This is a genomic window from Pseudotabrizicola algicola, assembly GCF_010915705.1.
Classification (GTDB): Bacteria; Pseudomonadota; Alphaproteobacteria; order Rhodobacterales; family Rhodobacteraceae; genus Pseudotabrizicola; species Pseudotabrizicola algicola.
Window position 1 is genome coordinate 513,537 of record NZ_JAAIKE010000003.1, and the last position, 16,895, is coordinate 530,431.

At 64.2% G+C, this 16,895-nt stretch carries 16 protein-coding genes and 1 riboswitch; of the genes, 5 read left to right on the forward strand and 11 right to left on the reverse strand.

Translation table 11 applies throughout. The features are described 5' to 3' along the window. Window positions 1–10 precede the first annotated feature (10 nt). The 7 genes from G3572_RS12185 to G3572_RS12215 form a co-directional block, all read right to left on the reverse strand. Entirely contained in the window at window positions 11–1,624 is a 1,614-nt protein-coding gene (locus G3572_RS12185; protein WP_164612158.1) for a hypothetical protein, read from the reverse strand. A gap of 163 nt (window positions 1,625–1,787) precedes the next feature. After that, window positions 1,788–2,606, reverse strand: a complete 819-nt coding sequence (locus G3572_RS12190; protein WP_164612160.1) for a hypothetical protein — start codon at window positions 2,604–2,606, stop codon at window positions 1,788–1,790. Next, window positions 2,606–4,009, reverse strand: a complete 1,404-nt coding sequence (locus G3572_RS12195; RefSeq protein ID WP_164612162.1) for a restriction endonuclease subunit S domain-containing protein — start codon at window positions 4,007–4,009, stop codon at window positions 2,606–2,608. Before G3572_RS12195 ends, G3572_RS12190 begins: the two co-directional genes overlap by 1 nt. An 8-nt stretch (window positions 4,010–4,017) precedes the next feature. Next, the gene (locus G3572_RS12200; protein WP_164612164.1) at window positions 4,018–6,042 is read right to left on the reverse strand and encodes a type I restriction-modification system subunit M; all 2,025 of its coding nucleotides are present in this window, start codon (window positions 6,040–6,042) and stop codon (window positions 4,018–4,020) included. 157 nt (window positions 6,043–6,199) lie between these two features. After that, entirely contained in the window at window positions 6,200–7,225 is a 1,026-nt protein-coding gene (locus G3572_RS12205) for a site-specific integrase (protein ID WP_240335513.1), read from the reverse strand. After that, window positions 7,218–8,315, reverse strand: a complete 1,098-nt coding sequence (locus G3572_RS12210; protein ID WP_164612166.1) for a hypothetical protein — start codon at window positions 8,313–8,315, stop codon at window positions 7,218–7,220. The genes G3572_RS12205 and G3572_RS12210 overlap by 8 nt, the downstream gene beginning before the upstream one ends. 225 nt (window positions 8,316–8,540) lie before the next feature. Further along, a complete protein-coding gene (locus tag G3572_RS12215; protein ID WP_164612168.1) occupies window positions 8,541–9,563 on the reverse strand; it encodes a hypothetical protein in 1,023 nt (340 codons plus the stop codon). 306 nt (window positions 9,564–9,869) lie between these two features. Further along, window positions 9,870–9,965: riboswitch (TPP riboswitch) on the forward strand. A gap of 60 nt (window positions 9,966–10,025) precedes the next feature. Between G3572_RS12215 and thiM the strand changes: the two genes are divergently transcribed. The 5 genes from thiM (at window position 10,026) to G3572_RS12240 (ending at window position 13,647) form a co-directional block, all read left to right on the forward strand. Then, entirely contained in the window at window positions 10,026–10,829 is an 804-nt protein-coding gene (gene thiM / locus G3572_RS12220) for a hydroxyethylthiazole kinase (protein WP_164612170.1), read from the forward strand. Continuing rightward, on the forward strand, window positions 10,826–11,437 hold the full coding sequence (thiE, locus tag G3572_RS12225; RefSeq protein ID WP_164612172.1) for a thiamine phosphate synthase: 612 nt from the start codon (window positions 10,826–10,828) through the stop codon (window positions 11,435–11,437). The genes thiM and thiE overlap by 4 nt, the downstream gene beginning before the upstream one ends. Then, on the forward strand, window positions 11,434–12,240 hold the full coding sequence (thiD, locus tag G3572_RS12230) for a bifunctional hydroxymethylpyrimidine kinase/phosphomethylpyrimidine kinase (protein WP_164612174.1): 807 nt from the start codon (window positions 11,434–11,436) through the stop codon (window positions 12,238–12,240). The genes thiE and thiD overlap by 4 nt, the downstream gene beginning before the upstream one ends. Further along, a complete protein-coding gene (locus G3572_RS12235) occupies window positions 12,237–13,001 on the forward strand; it encodes a 3-oxoacyl-ACP reductase (RefSeq protein WP_164612176.1) in 765 nt (254 codons plus the stop codon). The genes thiD and G3572_RS12235 overlap by 4 nt, the downstream gene beginning before the upstream one ends. 85 nt (window positions 13,002–13,086) lie before the next feature. Continuing rightward, window positions 13,087–13,647 (forward strand): helix-turn-helix domain-containing protein, encoded by a 561-nt coding sequence (locus G3572_RS12240; RefSeq protein WP_164612178.1) that lies wholly within the window; start codon window positions 13,087–13,089, stop codon window positions 13,645–13,647. A 6-nt stretch (window positions 13,648–13,653) separates the two neighbouring features. Here the strand turns inward: G3572_RS12240 and tdh are convergent, their stop codons facing one another. The 4 genes from tdh to G3572_RS12260 all read right to left on the reverse strand — a co-directional run bounded on the left by tdh (window position 13,654) and on the right by G3572_RS12260 (window position 16,797). Further along, window positions 13,654–14,679 (reverse strand): L-threonine 3-dehydrogenase, encoded by a 1,026-nt coding sequence (gene tdh / locus G3572_RS12245; protein ID WP_205518712.1) that lies wholly within the window; start codon window positions 14,677–14,679, stop codon window positions 13,654–13,656. An 11-nt stretch (window positions 14,680–14,690) separates the two neighbouring features. Continuing rightward, window positions 14,691–15,878, reverse strand: a complete 1,188-nt coding sequence (locus tag G3572_RS12250; protein WP_164612182.1) for a glycine C-acetyltransferase — start codon at window positions 15,876–15,878, stop codon at window positions 14,691–14,693. Between the two features lie 133 nt (window positions 15,879–16,011). Next, a complete protein-coding gene (locus G3572_RS12255; protein ID WP_164612184.1) occupies window positions 16,012–16,329 on the reverse strand; it encodes a hypothetical protein in 318 nt (105 codons plus the stop codon). Between the two features lie 171 nt (window positions 16,330–16,500). Next, window positions 16,501–16,797, reverse strand: a complete 297-nt coding sequence (locus G3572_RS12260) for a hypothetical protein (RefSeq protein WP_164612186.1) — start codon at window positions 16,795–16,797, stop codon at window positions 16,501–16,503. Window positions 16,798–16,895: the final 98 nt, after the last annotated feature.

Here is a 16,895-nt window from a genome sequence, read left to right on the forward strand (position 1 = left end):
TCTGGGTCTCTCAGGTTGCGCTGGTGTGGCGATGAGCGGGCAGATGATCAATCACCGTCTGCTGCAAATCAGGCTCCCAAAAGTAGTAAATTCGCAAGCAACGCTTCGGATCGCGGGCGTTGCCACCGTTCTTTACATGTTGGTCCACCTCATAGCGGCGACCCTGCCAGACGGTTTCGTAAGTGTCTCCGCCGCAGTAGGCGTTCAATATGCCCGGTTCGATAACCTCATCCCTTGTGCTTCCGCCACCATTCAAACGACGCAAATGCTGATCGGTGGCCAGCCAGGTAATCGCTCGCGCAATTAGGCCCACATCCTCAAACTCTGGACTTCTAACCATGCGCCGCGCAGCTGGAGTGAGCACAATGCGGTCGGGAAAGGTTTGATCGAGCCAGTCGGGGAATTCAGCCCAATCTTGCGGCAAAGGCGGTTCGGCAGTCGGGGTGTCCCCTCCTCTTGCCAAGGCGTCCTGCAACTGCCTGATCTTGAAGAGCAGAGAACGGTTCTCTTGTTCGGCAGCCTTTGCACGTTCTTCGGCTACCACGGCCTCGCCGCTAAAATACTCGATCTCTTTGTCTTTGCTTGTCAGTTGTCGCTCAAGACTGTCGATCAGTTCTTGCGCGATACCCAATAGCTCGGCGTCGGGAGCCTGCTGCTCGGTGAGGCTGCTCGCCTTAAGTCGCCTACTGGCGGTTCGAACAGCAGCAAAGTCAACGACATCCTTGCCGAGGCGGGTTGTTGAAGTGCTGAGATCAGCGGCGAGGCGACGCAACCAGACTGCACAAGACTTGGCATTCTCAGGTTCCCGCAAAGGGGCTGCAAGAAAGAGGCGGTGCCGATACGGGTCATCTGAATTCGAAAAACCGGGCAGATAGACGCGCACAGCCCCGTCGAATACCGATCTGAACTTACCGAAGCGTTTGGTGAGAACCCATGTCAAATCGGCTGGCAGCCGGACAACTCGGGCAAGTCCAGCCGTGGCTTTTGCAACTTCTCTATCATTGATGAGTGGTTGCGCGGCTTCTCCCTCGGGCAGCGTGACCACGACCACAGGAAGCCGCCGCTCCGGGTCTTCCAGATGATCGCAGAGGTCTTCGGCATCGTTCTCAGTGCGCGGAGTTGCCGGTGTATCGCGCAATGGACGTCCTGCGCGGACAAGCCCCGGCGACGAGACCATTTGCAGCACGGTTCCAGGAACGTGGGGTTCGATGCTGACCTCAGCCTCCGCCGTGCTGACGATCAACCGGAGGCTCAACTGGGGGCGTTTGCCCACTTCGCCGCCGATCACAATTTCTGTTGTCCAGATGCGCCCAGCTACATCTTTGTCAGGGTCTTCTGCTCTCAACGCCCAGAGATCAGCCGTTTCCGTCTTGAAACGAACTGCCGAACTATTGCGACCTCCTGCTAGGAATTCAAAGTCGAGGTGATCCCACGCATCCTTTGGAAGATTGCCGCCAGCCCGCTTCTTGGCCCACGCCAAAGCAGCCATTCGTGCACGATCTGCTGCCGCAGCGAAATCGTCACCGTCAAGTTGAGCCGCGACGCGGAGTATCTCAATGTCCCGGACTGGACGCGGCATCCGTCGGGCGAGAGGTGTGAGGGCTTCGCTGAACGTGGTGGACATTGGAAACCTCGCTGGCATCAGGACTTCATCGCTACATCGCAGAGAAAGCGGCAAGCACCGCTTTCATCATTCAATCAGAAATTGCGCTTCGCCAAGCCGTGTTGCCTCACTCTCTCGGCAGAAAGGCTGGTCTTCGCGGGCAAACCGACCAAGGCGTCCGCCATCAACGCACGCACCCTAGAAATGTCAGGAGTATCCGATATGCAGGTTCATAGGCGGCGAAGGCTTGGGGGGAGGGCTGCAATTCGCCGTGCAGCAAGGTGTTGCGCAGCCCATAGATCACCTCGATCAGCCCTTCGAACAGTTGTTGGTCGCTGCATCGGAAGGTGATGTCGCTCGCCACGATCCCGGCACCGCCGCCCGCGAACAGGTCGGTGAACGGGCGCGGATTACAGCGATTGAAAACCTCTAGCAGGGTTGCCCTTTGTGCAACTGACAGCGCGGCAAACTGCTCGTGAGCTTGCAAAGCATCGACGTCAAATCCAACAGTCGGAATGGTCGCCCGTACATTTGCCGGGTTGGCGATGGACTTCACTGTGCATTGCCAGCCTCCATTTGCCTTCTCGACCCGATACCGCAGCCCGTAGCTGTCCGAACTCTGCGGAAGTGCTGCACCATTACTGATGCAGACCGACCGAAACGAGATACGTTCCACCACATCTTCATCCCGCGTCACTTCGATGTGGAAGCCATCGAGGCAGACATGCAGGTCGCGGATCAGCAGTTTCAGCTTTTGCGCAGGTTCACCGTCAGGGATGATGTTCCCGTGGCCGTCGCGCTGCATCGGACGCAAGAGAGGCATGATCCCGCTACGAACTGGGTTCGGTTGTGTTTTGACGAACCGAAGCCCATCGCGGTCTTTGCGTGATCCCGACGCATGACGATACCACGCATTGAACGCGGCCCAGGCTTTGACGAAGGGGCCGATGTAGTCGATTTCGGCGCGGTTCATCCAGTCGGCGGCGTGGGGAGGCAGGGCCATCAGATTGCCCCCTCTGCTTGGTCAAGGTAGGCCATGGCGGCGGGTTCCCCGTCCTCAATCGCAATCTCGACGGCGCGTTTGGCCGCCTCCAACATGCTGGCCGCACGGGCCTTTGCCGCCTTCGCGGCAATCACGTTCTGCGTCACCTGATCGGCCACAGCGTCCGGGATATGGGGCAGCGGCAGGTTGAAGATGTCGGCATCGGTGATCGCCGGATACATACTGGCGCTGGCGAACAGGTCCAGCAGTTCACAGATCACCGGCAGGCGCAGGTAGGTGAGCAGAACCTCGGGCGCGATGTCGCGGGGCGTCACCACGACGAACCCCGAAGAGCAGACAAACCCCTCTTGCTCGGGCGTGATCTGGGCCGACAGGCGGCGGATCGGGCGCACGGTGGACGTGATAATGTCCCCCGCCCGCACATGCCATGTGGCGCGGCTGGGCGCGTCTTCCGAGGCAAGGCGGGTGCTGGTGGCCGCCCCTGCCCCGTCGATGTCGCTGATCTCGATATAGTCGAAGGCAGCGCAGGCATTGGGGCGGAATTTTTCGCGCCGTGGGTTGGCCAAGTCCGCAATGGTGCGCCCATCCACGGCCAGCAGGTCAAGCAGGGCCTGAATGCGCGGGGCGAAAAATCGGGCATCGAACCGGCCCGAGGCGAAGACATCCGCCGCACGGGCGGTGTAGGCGAGCGGTTCGGGCGGGGTCCAGTTGGCAAGGCCGAGGGCGGCAAGTAATGCATCCTCTGCGCGCTGAAAGTCGGTGTTTACCGCCTCATGCTTGGAGTAAGCGCGCTGGGACAGTTCAGCAACTCTGCCTTCCAAAACCGAAGAGAACCTTGGGATTTGGATGCGCTCGATCATCCAAAGGAAAACATGTTGCTGAACGCTTCCGACCGGGAGGCGGTCAATCTGGATTTGGCCGTATCGACATGCCAGATATGCCGCCATGAAGAACGGCGACACACCAACGGGCAATATCTTTGCAATGTCTTGGTTTGAGTTGATCGGGTAATTCCAGCTTTCAAGCGCTACTGCGACGCTTCCGACACTGCCGGACATGGAAAGCAAGACCATTCCGGGCTGGACTTCTGACTTGTGCAGCAAAGCATGGGCCTCTTCCGATACCCTTAGGACGCTTGAAAAGTTGATGAAATCGCCGGAATAGTCAGTTCCTCTAATGAACGGTATCCCATCGTCCTGATACTCGAACTCATTGGTCAGAGCGTAAGCGCCAAAACTCCTGACTTCTGATGCGACCTCAGAGATTTTCTCGGGGCTATGTTGTGCGATCAGTTGATCAGCAGCCAAAGCCGCACGCCGGAAATACTGACTGTCGAGCCGCTTATCGCGGTTTTCAGCAAAGACATGATGCGTGGCTAGGATCGAAACCTCAAGCCCCTCCAACAGACCGCTTAGGCGGCCTTGGTCGAAGGGGCGGCCGGAAAAAAACTGAAGCCCTCCTTGCGGGCGAATTCCTCGAAGGCCTCCGCGATCCCGTCCTCGGTCAGGCCATCGTGGTTGAACAGGTCATGCGACACGACGAAATGGCCGTGCGTGTCGCGCATGAACGTGCCGTCCGCGTTCTTGCGATAGACCTTGCGGCCCGAGTTATCGACGCTTTCCACCTGCTGCGTGGCAAAGAAGATGTCGTAATCCTCGACTTTCGGGCACAGCGGCCCCTTGGCCGGATCGTCATTCCACTTCTGCACCAACAAGACGCTGGTCTTGGTTCCGGTGTGCGGCTTGAAGGTGTTCGGGTGCAGCCCCACCACAGCAAGGATGCGGCAACGTTCCATGATGAACTCGCGGAGGCGCTGATCCGACGAGTTGTTGAACCGCCCCTGCGGCAGGACTACCGCCATCCGACCACCGGGCTTGAGGAAGTCCAGATTGCGTTCGATGAACAGCAGGTCGCGGGCGACTGCCTTCTCCAGTTTGCCGTCCTTCTTCTTGCCCAGATCATAGACCGCCAGCATGTCAGACTGCTTGATGTCACCGGCGAAGGGCGGGTTTGCCATCAGCACGTCGAAGCCGAAGCTGCGGTAATCGGTCTGGCGCTGGTTCTCGCGCAGCTTGCGCAGCCGCCGCCAGCCGTCGCCATAGGTATCTTGCCAATCGTCCTGCTTGACCGTCTCGTCCCACTTCGTCCAGTCGAGCGTGTTCAGGTGCAGGACGTTGGTTTCGCCATCCCCCGCAATCAGGTTCAGGCAGCGCGAGACGCGGACGCTTTTCTCGTCAAAGTCGATGGCGAACACGTTGTCGCGCACATAGTCGATGCAGCGGGGCGGCTTGGCCTCCATGGTGAAGAGGTGGCTTTCCTCGCGCCCCATGGCACGCATGATCTGCCGCCAGACGTGGAACATGCTGTGCACGGTGAACCCCGCCGAGCCGCAGGCTGTATCAACCACCGTCTCGCCCTCTTTCGGGTTCATCATCTTGACGCACATGTCGATCACCCATCGGGGGGTGAAATACTGGCCCTTTTCGCCCTTTGACGACTTCGAGACCAGGTATTCAAAGGCGTCGTCGATCACGTCGAGGTTGGAGTTGAACAGCTTCCATTCTTCCAGCGAGCCGACGCAGACTTGCAGGTGGTCGGGCGACAGGCGGATGCGTTCATCGTCAAGGAAGACGCCGGGCCATTTCTTCTTGGCCTCGTCGAACAGGTTCTGGATCGCCACCTTTAGCTGCGCCGCCGTGTTCTGGTTGCGGAAACGCAGGGCGTTGCCCAGCCGGTGCGAGTTCATCTCGTCATAAAGCTTCGTGAAGATCAGCTTGAAGACTTCCTCGAACACATCGACCCCGGCATTTGCCAGAACCTCGTCCTCCATGTCTTCGATCAGGTCGCGCAGGGAGCGGGCGAATTTGCCCTCCTTCACCCGCTCTTCCTCAAGGTCGATCAGGGTCTGGATGGTCCAGGGCTGATCCACGACCTGTTCGATGGTCTGATCTGCGCGGGGCAGCTCGTGGATCGGCATGAAGTAGTTGGGGTTCTTGCGGTGCCAGACCTCGGCCAGAATGCCGTCGCTCCAAACGGCAAGCGGTGCGCCGGTCGCATGGGCGTAGGACCGGAGTTGCTCCTTGCCGTCCTTATACTTGGCCTGCTTCACCTCGACGATGATGTAGGGGACGGTCGGGCGGTCAGCGTCGAAGACCACGATGTCGGCCCGCTTGGAACTGTCGCGCCCGAAGGTGATCGGGTATTCGATGGCGATGCGCGACCGGGCGTAGCCCAGCTTGTCAATCAGGCGTGCCAGCCAAAGCTGGCGGGTGCGTTCCTCGGGCTTGAGTTGCACTTCCTTGTCGCGGACGAGGCAGGTCACATAGGGCACCTGCTTGCCCCGGTTCTCACGCATGACCACGCGGGCATCGAGTGCGCGGGCCTCTTCTTCGGAGAACAAAACGAATTCGCTGAACTCAGCCGCGATCTTATTCATTGGATACAACCCACCCTTCCTTGCGCCACGATCCCCCGCGCTTGGGCGTCCGGCTTGGTTTTGCTTCGTTTCTAGCCTTTGGGTTGCACATGTCACAAGGCCAGATGTGCGATTTGCCCGGTTTTCCGGGCATTTGGGGGGCATCGCCGGGCAGGTGCTACAACAGCGCACCCGCCGCGTTGCCGGTGAACAGTTCCCCCTCGCGGACGTAGCGGGCCAGCATGGCATCGGAGGCGTGGCCGGTCTGGGCGCGGATTTTCAGTGTGGAGACCCCCGCCTGTGCTGCGCTGGTGGCAAAGCCCGCCCGCAGGCTGTGGCCGGAGTAGCCCTCGGGGTCGATCCCCGCCGCTGCAAGCCGTTCCCGCAGCAGGACCGAAACGGCGTCCCCGGTCAGCGGGTTTGTGGCAACATGACCGTGCCGGGTGATCGGGCGGAACAGGGGGCCGGTGTCGATGGCAGATGCAGACAGCCACGCCTCGACAGCCGCGACGGGGCAATGGCGGGTGCGACCGTGAGGGATGCCGATGCGGCGGCCTGCCGCCTCCTGATCGGTCTTGCTGCGCTTGATCGTCACGATCAGACCTTGCCGGACGGTTTCGATGTCGGCCCGTTCCAGCGCCACCAGTTCGGAGCGGCGGAAGCCCCCGGCGAAGCCCAGAAGCAACAGCGCCCGGTCGCGCTGGTCGCGCAGGGTTTCCCCCAGGCTGTCCAGCACCAGCAGCAGGTCGTCGCGCATCAGGGGCTTGGCCTGCCGCTGGGCGGTGCCGTGCTTACGGCGCAGGCCGCGCAGCGTGGCTTTGACAACCTCAGCGCGGCAGGGGTTCGGCAGGCCAGCCATTTCGTGCGCCTTGCTGATCGAGGCCACCCGGCGCTGGATGGTCGCCACGGCATGGTAGCCCGCGTGATCGCCGACATAGGCGCAGACGGTGGCCGGGGTTGCAGGCAGCGACCCGCCCCAATCTTGGAAGTGCATCAGATCACCCCGCAAGGCCCGTTCGGTGGCCGGGGCGAGGCTGTGCCGCAGCAGGTCGGTTGCTTCATCGGTCAGGGTTTCACGCTCCTTATGTAGGAACGTATTGGCGTTGCAATTAACTGCAAAACGCTCGTCCATCTGCCCCTCCTGACCGCCCTTGTTGACCCGTGATAATGGGTGAGTATCCGAGGTGAGAACCGCGTCACGCATCCCGAACCTCCCTCATCACGCCCGCCCGAATGCGGTTCAGCAGCGGCAAATCCTGCCGCATCAGGTCAAGCGACTGCACCGCAGCCTCTGGGTCCACCCCCAGCGTTTCAAACATCAGTTGCGCGTGGAGGCGGTCGGATAGATCGCCCCCGACACGGCGGGTCAGCAAGCCGCCCTCGACCCGGAACAGCACCTGACCGAGGAACCCGACACGCTGGCCGGGGGGCAGCATTGCGCGGGCAAACTCCGCCACGCCTGCTTGCGTCGCGGCCAACCGGGACAGGGCCAGCTTGCCCTCGCGGGTGAACATGTCGAGCGCCCAGCCCTGAACCCCGCCGATCATCACCTCGGGCGGCAGGGGGTCATCGGTCGTGCCTGCCCGCAGGCCGTTTTCCAGCGCCAGAAGGGCCAGCAAGGGCGGCAGGGCCTCGCCCGTCTTGCGATAGCCTTCGCGGCAGATCGCCAGCGTCGTGGGCGCGGTGCCGAGTTCATCCAGCAGGTCGAAGGCCAAGGCGACCTCGCCACGCCGAACCGGCAGCTTGCCACCGGGCCGGTCAGTGCCCAGCAAGAACAGGGTGGCAAGGGAGCGGCAGTGCAGGTTCGGGGTGGTCAGCGCGATCAGCCGCAGGCGGGGATTGGTCTCGGCGGCAAGGGCGCGACGGCTGTCGGCAAGGCCGGGCAGCGTTTCCAGGGCCATGAAAAGGTCATCGGTCGCCCGGCTCTTCGGAGCGTCTGCCAGAGCTTTGACCACGACAGACGCCACGGCCCAATCGCCCCCGATGGCAGCCCGGAACCGCTTGCCGGTCAGGGCGGCGACGGTCAGGCCCACGGTCGGCAGGCTGCCCAGCCCGACATCCTCAAAGGCGATGCCGCCCAGCCTGCGCCAGAGGCGGTCGGGGGCATCCCTCAGCAAGGTGGCGGCGGCGTTCAGCGCCAGATCGGAACGGCCCCGGCGCACGGCCTTTTGCAGCAGGCTCATGGCCAGCCAAGGGGAGATCGGCAGGGGCTGTCCCTGTGGGACACGCTCTTGCGCGGCGATCCGCTGGATCAGGTCAGTTCGGAAACGGGAAATCAGGTCGGGGTCAGTCATCCATCGCTCCTTCGATTTTGGAAGGGGGATCAATGACTTGCGACCCTCATTAAGCGTATGAGATTGGCCACCTAAGGAAAGGAAAGAACACCTGACGATGCCGATTTCCGCGTCTCAACCGGGTTGGCGGAGGGGGGGTGGCAGCGACACATGGAATGTCGCCGCCGGGAACGTTCCCTTGTCTTTCCACCACACCCGCCGCCGAAACCGCGCAGGATCAGCGGGTTACAGCGCGCCTGACAGTTCCGATTTCTGTCCCTGCGAGGGGTCGATCCTCAGAACCCATGCCTGCTGATGGGGTTGCAGCGCGTGAAAGCGGATATGGGGGCCATACTGCTTCCACCACTGCGGCAGCTTCTTGTTCAGGAAGTTTTCCTCACAGGAACGAAGCCATTCTGGGCCTCGGCAGTGCGAGAAGTCGTCGGCAACTTCGGCCTGCAACTCTGCGGGTGTGCAGATGAAGTATTCACAGCCTTCCGTCTGTCGGATGAACTCGCAGTATTCACGGTTCCGCTCGAAGAGCACTTGAGCCAAGGTCAGCGGGGGTGCAGCCGACCTCGCGGGGGCAGAGACCCTTTTGCGAGGGACCACGGCAACCAAAGCTGCACGCTCCCCGGCGATGATCTCACCATCCGTCCACCCCTGTTTTCGCCGCTTCCTGATCGCCGTAGGGCTGACCCCCTGCTTTGCGGCAAGCTGGGAGGCGGTGTAGCTGCGCCCGGTGTTCGGGCAGGTGAAGATCAGGCTGTCACCCTTGTTGCGGTTCTGGGTTGTCTTGTCGGCCCATCGCACCTTGCCGGGGGCGTATTCGGGATCGTGATTGTCGATCCGGTCGAGGGTCGCCCTCGATGTCGGCTTCGGCCCAACCAACCGAAGAAATTCCGCGAAGCTTCGGAACGCGGGATGCACCACTGCCCCAGAGGTCTTGACCCGTTGCAGCATGTTCCGATGGGTGTTCGCCTCGCCCGCATACTTGGCCCGCAACGCCATGGTGGACAGGGTGCCGAGGTCATGCAGCAACGCGATCCACGCCGGGTCATCGGGCATTTGCTTTGCTGCGAAACCATCTGACTGATGTTTGCTTATGACCGGAACCGGAATGTAAGACGCGACGCCTGCATCCCCCGGATTGTGCGCGGTTTTCTTCGCGGGTTTCTGCCACTTCGTCGGTTTCGAGGTCGGAGCAACCGGCGATGCAGCAACCGCTCCGTCCGATCCTGTCACCATGGCTTTGGTCTGCTTGCTCATCGCCAGTCCCCCGATTTCAGGCCCAGAAGGCGGTTAGCAGGGGCGGGCAAATTGACTTTGTTGCCCAAGGGGTGGCTCTCAGCAGTTAGCAAGCCTAAGCAATTGAAACGGTGAGGGAAAAAGTGAACCCTACGGGCTGCCACTTTCCCCCCCGACACACCTGCGCCAAGCCATCCGCAAGATGGCAAAATCCTTGCGCGCGCCGGTCCAGCGCGGCACAGGACGGCGCGCATCGGCCTCGGCCCCGCTCAACTGCCCCGGACCCGCCCCGCACTCTTGACACTGCCCGTCTTTCGCAACACCTTGCCCGCGCGACAGGGGCGTCCGGGCAACCGGGCTGAGAAGCACCCTTTGAACCTGAACCAGATCATGCTGGCGTAGGGAGTCCGCGGCGGGTGTTTCCTGTGCCGGCAATCGGCCCTTGCTCCCCGCCACCGGTCTCTTCTGCGCGCGGAGGAGACCATGACAGACACCGGCCATTTCCTGAACCAGATGCGGGCCACGGCCCCGCTTGTCCACAACATCACCAATTACGTCGCCATGAACATCATGGCCAATGTGCTCTTGGCGGCAGGGGCCTCGCCGGCGATGGTCCATGCGCTGCCCGAGGTGGAAGAGTTTGCCGGTCTGGCCCAGGCCCTGAGCGTGAACATCGGCACGCTCGACCCCGATTGGGCCACCGCGATGGAGCACGCGGCGCAGGTCATGGTGGCCGCGCAAAAGCCCTGGGTGCTCGATCCGGTGGGCGTCGGCGCAACCCGTTTCCGGCAACAGGTCTGCACCCGCCTTCTGGCGCTGCGGCCTGCCGTGATCCGCGGCAACGCCTCTGAAATCATCGCACTGGCAAGCCTTGGCGCGGGCAGCGGCGGGGCCACCGGCAAAGGGGCCGACAGCGCCGATCCGGTCGAGGCCGCCGAGGCCGCCGCGCGCCAGCTTGCCGCAAGCTGCGGGGCGGTCGTCGCCGTCTCCGGTCCGGTGGATTACATAACCGACGGCGTGGACGCATGGCGCGTCGCCAATGGCCACCCGCTGATGCCCCGTATCACCGCCTTGGGATGCGCGCTCAACGGCGTGATCGCGGCCTTCCTCGTCGGCCAACCCGCCTTGCCCGCAACGGTCGCCGCGCTCGCCTATTACGGGCTGGCCGGAGAGCGGGCGGCACAGGCGGCGCAGGCTCCGGGCGGGTTTCAGGCGGCCTTCCTTGACGCGCTCTACACGCTCACCCCGCAAGACCTGAGTGCGGGCGCCAAGGTGGCCCGCGCATGATGGGGCCGATCTATGTCATCACCGACCCCGACGCGCCCCTGCCCGTGGCGCAGCAGGCGCTGGCTGCGGCACGCGGCGGGGCCGACCTGATCCAGATACGCGACAAACAGGCCAGCGATGCCGAGTTTGCGGCGCTGGTGGCGCGGCTCTTGCCGCAGATCACGGCGCTGGGCGCGCGGCTCGTCGTCAATGACCGTGTGGCGGTGGCCCTGTCCTGCGGGGCGCATGGCCTGCACATCGGGCAGGGCGATGGTGACCCTCTCCGCATCCGCGCGCAGATGCCAGAGGGGATGCTGCTCGGCCTCTCGGTCGAAACAGAGGCACAGGCCCGCGCCATTCCGGCAGGAATAGATTACATCGGCGCGGGCCCCGTGCGGGCAACTGCCAGCAAACCAGACCACGCCCCGCCCATCGGTCTGGACGGGCTGGCGCGCATCGTGTCGGCGGCGCGCTACCCTGCCTATGCCATCGGCGGGGTCAAATCCGCCGATGCGGCGGCGGTCAGGGCGGCGGGCTGCATCGGCATGGCGGTGGTCAGCGCCGTGGTGCGCGCCGCCGATCCCGAGGCCGCCACCAGAGCGCTTTGCGCGGAATGGGGGCAGGCATGATCGCGAACATCCTTGCCATCGCCGGGTCCGATCCTTCGGGCGGGGCCGGAATACAGGCCGACATAAAGGCAATCTCGGCCAACGGGGCCTATGCCATGGCCGCGATCACCGCGCTGACGGCGCAGAACACCCAAGGCGTGTCGGGCGTCCATATGGTGCCGCCCGAGTTTGTGGCGGCCCAGATCCGCGCGTTGCGCGCGGACATCCGTATTGATGCCGTCAAGATCGGGATGCTGGGAACCGCGCCCGTCATCACTGCCGTGACCGACGCGCTGACGGGGTTGGCGGCGCCCGTGGTGCTCGATCCGGTCATGGTCGCCAAAAGCGGCGACCGTCTGCTGGATGCCGCCGCCATCGACGCGCTGCGCGGTCTTTTGCCGCGCGCAGCCCTGCTGACCCCGAACCTGCCCGAAGCCGCCGATCTTCTGGGCGCAGACGAGGCCCGCACGCCCGACGCGATGCTGGAACAGGCGCAGGCGCTGCTCGCGCTCGGCCCGCAGGCGGTGCTGCTCAAGGGCGGGCATCTGCCGGGGGGCGATTGCCGCGACCTGCTGATGCAGGACAGCGGCGCGCTCTGGCTTCCGGGGCTGCGCCATCCGACGCGCAACACCCACGGCACCGGCTGCACGCTGTCCTCGACGCTCGCCGCCCTGATCGGCCAAGGCCATGCGCTGCCCGAGGCGGCGGCGCGCGCCAAGGCCTATGTCGCCGGGGCCATCGCTGCCGCCGATGCGCTCTGCGTCGGGCAGGGGCATGGCCCGACCCACCACTTCCACCGCCTTTTCCAAGGAGCTCCCGCATGACCCGCCCTCTGTCCGATCTCACCGTTCTTGTCACCGGCGGGGGGCGGGGGCTTGGCGCCTCCATCGCCCGTGCCTTCCACCGCGAAGGCGCGCGCGTTGCCGTGAACTTCCGCCGCAGCCGCGAAGCCGCCGAGGCGCTGGTGGCCGACCTCGGCCCGCGCGCCGCCGCCTTTCAGGCCGATGTGACCGATCCCGCGCAGGTCGCCGCGATGCTCGACGCGATCCGCGCCCGGTTTGGCCTGCCCGATGTGCTGGTCCACAACGCGCTGGCGGATTTTGCCTTCAATGGCGACGCGCGCGCGCATCTGGACCGGCTGACATGGGCCGAGATGGCGCGGCAGCTTGAAACGGCGGTGGGCGGCGCGCTCACCTGCATGCAAGCCCTGCAGCCGCATTTCGCGCAGCAGGGCTTTGGCCGCGTTATCACCGTCGGCACCAACCTGATGCAGAACCCCGTGGTGCCCTACCACGACTACACCGCCGCCAAGGGCGCGCTTCTGGCCTTTACCCGCACCGCGGCCAAGGAACTCGGCCCGCTCGGCGTGACGGTGAACATGGTGTCGGGCGGGCTCTTGCGCACCACCGATGCCAGCGCCGCAACCCCCGAGGCGGTGTTCGACATCATCGCCGCGCAAACCCCGCTTGGCCGCGTGACCACACCCGCCGACATGGCCGATGCGGTGCTGTTCTTCGCCGCGCCCTGGTCCCGCGCGGTGACAGGGCAGAACCTGATCGTCGATGGCGGGCTGGTCTTCGGCTGATGCCTCCCGCGGCGTGCGCCCTGACCCGAGCGCGCGCCCTGGCGGGGCCTTGCCCCGTCACCGCCGGCCGTGCCAGAATGGCCCCATGAACCCCCGCTCCGACATCCACCTGCGCCTTGCCGCCTCGCTCAAGGAGGCGCGCACCGCCAAGGGCCTCAGCCTCGATGCCGTGGCCAAGCTCTCCGGCGTCAGCCGCTCGATGGTCAGCCAGATCGAGCGCGGCGAATCCAGCCCCACCGTCGCCACGCTCTGGAACCTGACCCAGGCGCTCCAGGTCGATTTCGCGGGCCTCCTCGAGCCCCGCGCCACCCCGCGGATCGAAGTGATCCGCGCCGAAGCCGCCCCCGTCATAGCGGGGCGCGGGCAGGGGGTCAGCATCCGCATCCTCTCGCCCGCCGAGGCGGTCGGCGTGCACGAAGTCTATGACCTGACCTTCAGCAGCGGCGGCACGCTCGCCAGCGACCCGCACGGCCCCGGCTGCCGCGAGCATCTGACCATCCTCGACGGGAAAATCCGCGTCACCTCGGGCGAGGAAACCCAGCACCTCGGCAAGGGCGACACCGCCCGCTATTTCGCCGACCGCCCCCACCGGATCGAGGCCGAAGGCGGCCCCGCCCGCGCCATCCTGATCGTGCAGAACAGCTAGGCCCCGTCAGCCCCAGTCCAGCACCACCTTGCCGCTGGACCCGGCCCGCATCACCTCGAACCCCTCGCGGAACTGCGCAACATCAAAGCGGTGCGTGATGACCCGCCGCACGTCCAGCCCGTTTTCCAGCATGGCAATCATCTTGTACCATGTCTCGAAGATCTCGCGCCCGTATACCCCCTTCAGGGTGATCGCCTTGAACACGATCCGGCTCCAGTCCACCGGCGATTTTCCGGGCGGAATCCCCAGCATGGCAATCCGCCCGCCCATCACCAGATGCTCGATCATCTGGTCCAGCGCCGCCTGATTGCCCGACATTTCCATGCCCACGTCAAAGCCCTGCTTCATCTTCAGGCCCGCCACCACGTCGCGCAGATCTTGCGTCGCCACATTCACCGGCACCACATCGGTGACCTCGGCCGCCAAGGCCAGCCGGTCGGGGTTCACATCGGTGATCACCACATGCCGCGCGCCCACATGCCGCGCCACCGCCGCCGCCATGATGCCGATCGGCCCCGCACCGGTAATCAGCACATCCTCGCCCACCAGATCGAAGGACAGCGCCGTATGCACCGCATTGCCCAACGGGTCGAGGATCGCGCCGATCTCGTCGTCGATCTCGTCGGGCAACGGCACCACGTTGAACGCGGGCAGGCACAGGTATTGCGCGAATGCCCCTTGCTCGTTCACGCCAATGCCGCGCGTTGCGGGGTCAAGATGGAACTTGCCCGCACGGCTCTGCCGCGACTGGTTGGAAATCAGATGCCCCTCGCCCGAACAGCGCTGCCCGACCGACAGGCCGGTGACATTGCGGCCCAATTCCACGATCTCGCCCGCGAACTCATGCCCCGTGACCAGCCCCAACGGCACGGTGCGCGCGGCCCAGTCATCCCAGTTCCAGATGTGAATGTCGGTGCCGCAAATGCCGGTCTTGCGGATGCGGATCAGCACGTCATCGGGGCCGATCTCGGGCACGGGGCGGCGCTCCATCCACAGCCCCGGTTCCGGTCTGGTCTTGGCCAGCGCCTGCATGTCATTGCGCATCAGATCACCCCCACCGCCTTGCCCGCCGCGCGGAACTGCTCCAGCGCGAAATCCAGATCCCCTCGCGTCAGCCGCGCATTCATCTGCGTGCGGATGCGCGCCTGTCCCTTCGGCACCACCGGAAAGAAAAAGCCCGAAACATAGACCCCGCGCGCGAACAGATCGCGCGCCATCGCCTGCGCCAGCGGCGCCTCATGCGTCATCACCGGAATGATCGGATGCGCGCCGTCCAGCAGGGTAAAGCCCGCCTCGGTCAGCCCTGCGCGCCAATAGGCCGCGTTTTCAAACAGTTGCGCGCGCAGATCATCCGCCGCCTCGATAATATCCAGCGCGGCCAGCCCTGCCGCCACAATGGCGGGGGGCAGGGCGTTGGAAAACAGGTAAGGCCGCGCGCGTTGGCGCAAAAGGTCGATCACCGGCTGCGGCCCCGCTATATAGCCGCCCAAGGCCCCGCCAAGCGCCTTGCCCAGCGTTCCGGTCAGGATATCCACCGTCACCCCCGCATGGGCAGGCGTGCCGCGCCCCTGCGGCCCCATGAATCCTGTGGCGTGGCAATCATCCACCATCGTCAGCGCGCCGTATTTCTCCGCCAGCGCCGTGATCTCGGGCAGCTTGGCCAGCGTGCCATCCATCGAAAACACGCCGTCGGTGGCAATCAGGATATGCCGCGCGCCCGCCGCCCGCGCAGCCTGCAGTTGCGCCTCCAGATCGGCCATGTCCGACGTGGCATAACGATAACGCCGTGCCTTGCACAGCCGGATGCCGTCGATGATCGACGCATGGTTCAGCGCGTCCGAAATCACCGCATCTTCCGGCCCGAGCAGCGGCTCGAACAGCCCGCCATTGGCATCGAAACAGGCGGCGAACAGGATGCTGTCCTCCATCCCCAGAAACTGCGCGATCCGCGCCTCGAGGCGGCGGTGCAAATCCTGCGTCCCGCAGATGAACCGCACCGAGGCCATGCCGAACCCGTGCTCGTCCAGTGCCTTGTGCGCCGCCGCGATCAGGGCAGGGTCATCCGCCAGCCCGAGGTAATTGTTGGCGCAGAGGTTCAGCAGGGGCCGGCCATCTACCGACACATGCGCCGATTGCGGCGAGGTGATCTGCCGCTCGCGCTTGAACAGGCCCGCCGCTTCAATCTCGGCCAGAGTGCGGGAAAGCTCCTGAAGAAATTCGTTCCGCGCCATGACACCTCCGCTGCTATGCGATCATGCTCGGGCCAAAGCGGCTCTTTGTCAATATAGGGGATAAGATTCCGTCATGACGGAAATGGCGGCGGTGCAGGTGTCGGGCAGGGCAGAAAGGGGCCAAGCTTCCACCTCAGAACTCCAGTTGCGTGGTCCAGCGCCGCAAAGCGGCCACCTGCGGCAAGTCCAGCGCAAGGCCGGTCAGGTCCGCCGTGCCGTCGCCCGCTAGAACGCAAGACACGCGCCCCGCGTCACCCACCCGCAAAGACCGCAGCTCCAGCCCCGCCCGCCCCAAGGCCAGACACAGCGCGCCAAGCCCCGTCAGCCCCGCACAAACCAGCTCCAGATGAAAAGACATCCGCGCCGCCGGAAAATCCGCGCGGCTGCGGGCAATGTCGGCAAGCGGAATTTGCGCGCCGGTTTCCTCCAGCGCAGGCAGGGTGTCACGCATCGTCCTCTCCTTCCGGCCACGCCTGTCGTGACCACAAAACATCGAAGAAGACCGCAGGACCCCTTCGCTTTAGCTGCATTTGTTGCGCGCCCGCAAGCTGGTGCTCAAATCGGCGCGTCGGTAGGTGGCGCTATAGCGCCCATCTATCCGCTATACAAGAAATTTCGGGCCTCACTTGTTGCCGTCGATCCATTTGGCCATCAGCCCCTTGTCGCGGAAACAGGCCTCCGGCACCGCGCGCCGCTTGATCCGCGCCAACCGCTCGGCAAAGGCCACCTGCTTCGAACTCGGCAACCCGTCCAGCGCCGCCGCAGGGGCCAGTTGCGCCTGCGCCTCGATCCATGCGCTCAGGCTGCGGCGGTCCTGCTGCACCTCCCACGGCAACAGCGTCTGGTTACGCAGGGCAAGCGAGCGGGCATAGGCAATCTGTCGCGGAGTGGCGGGCAGGGTAAAGGTGCTGGACGACATGGCGAGCATTCCTTGTTCTACAGACTCGGAATATAGAACATAACAGGAACAAATTCAACACGCCCCCCCGCCACAACGCGAAACGGCAGCCAGCGCCC

What these genes read in the sequence shown, in the direction of transcription:
- G3572_RS12205 (WP_240335513.1), bottom strand. Translation starts at nt 7,225, where the DNA reads ATGCGTGACGCGGTTCTCACCTCGGATACTCACCCATTATCACGGGTC.
- G3572_RS12215 (WP_164612168.1), bottom strand. Translation starts at nt 9,563, where the DNA reads ATGAGCAAGCAGACCAAAGCCATGGTGACAGGATCGGACGGAGCGGTT.
- G3572_RS12200 (WP_164612164.1), bottom strand. Translation starts at nt 6,042, where the DNA reads ATGAATAAGATCGCGGCTGAGTTCAGCGAATTCGTTTTGTTCTCCGAA.
- thiE (WP_164612172.1), top strand. Translation starts at nt 10,826, where the DNA reads ATGATGGGGCCGATCTATGTCATCACCGACCCCGACGCGCCCCTGCCC.
- G3572_RS12185 (WP_164612158.1), bottom strand. Translation starts at nt 1,624, where the DNA reads ATGTCCACCACGTTCAGCGAAGCCCTCACACCTCTCGCCCGACGGATG.
- G3572_RS12240 (WP_164612178.1), top strand. Translation starts at nt 13,087, where the DNA reads ATGAACCCCCGCTCCGACATCCACCTGCGCCTTGCCGCCTCGCTCAAG.
- G3572_RS12190 (WP_164612160.1), bottom strand. Translation starts at nt 2,606, where the DNA reads ATGGCCCTGCCTCCCCACGCCGCCGACTGGATGAACCGCGCCGAAATC.
- tdh (WP_205518712.1), bottom strand. Translation starts at nt 14,679, where the DNA reads ATGCAGGCGCTGGCCAAGACCAGACCGGAACCGGGGCTGTGGATGGAG.
- G3572_RS12255 (WP_164612184.1), bottom strand. Translation starts at nt 16,329, where the DNA reads ATGCGTGACACCCTGCCTGCGCTGGAGGAAACCGGCGCGCAAATTCCG.
- G3572_RS12235 (WP_164612176.1), top strand. Translation starts at nt 12,237, where the DNA reads ATGACCCGCCCTCTGTCCGATCTCACCGTTCTTGTCACCGGCGGGGGG.
- thiM (WP_164612170.1), top strand. Translation starts at nt 10,026, where the DNA reads ATGACAGACACCGGCCATTTCCTGAACCAGATGCGGGCCACGGCCCCG.
- G3572_RS12260 (WP_164612186.1), bottom strand. Translation starts at nt 16,797, where the DNA reads ATGTCGTCCAGCACCTTTACCCTGCCCGCCACTCCGCGACAGATTGCC.
- G3572_RS12250 (WP_164612182.1), bottom strand. Translation starts at nt 15,878, where the DNA reads ATGGCGCGGAACGAATTTCTTCAGGAGCTTTCCCGCACTCTGGCCGAG.
- G3572_RS12210 (WP_164612166.1), bottom strand. Translation starts at nt 8,315, where the DNA reads ATGACTGACCCCGACCTGATTTCCCGTTTCCGAACTGACCTGATCCAG.
- thiD (WP_164612174.1), top strand. Translation starts at nt 11,434, where the DNA reads ATGATCGCGAACATCCTTGCCATCGCCGGGTCCGATCCTTCGGGCGGG.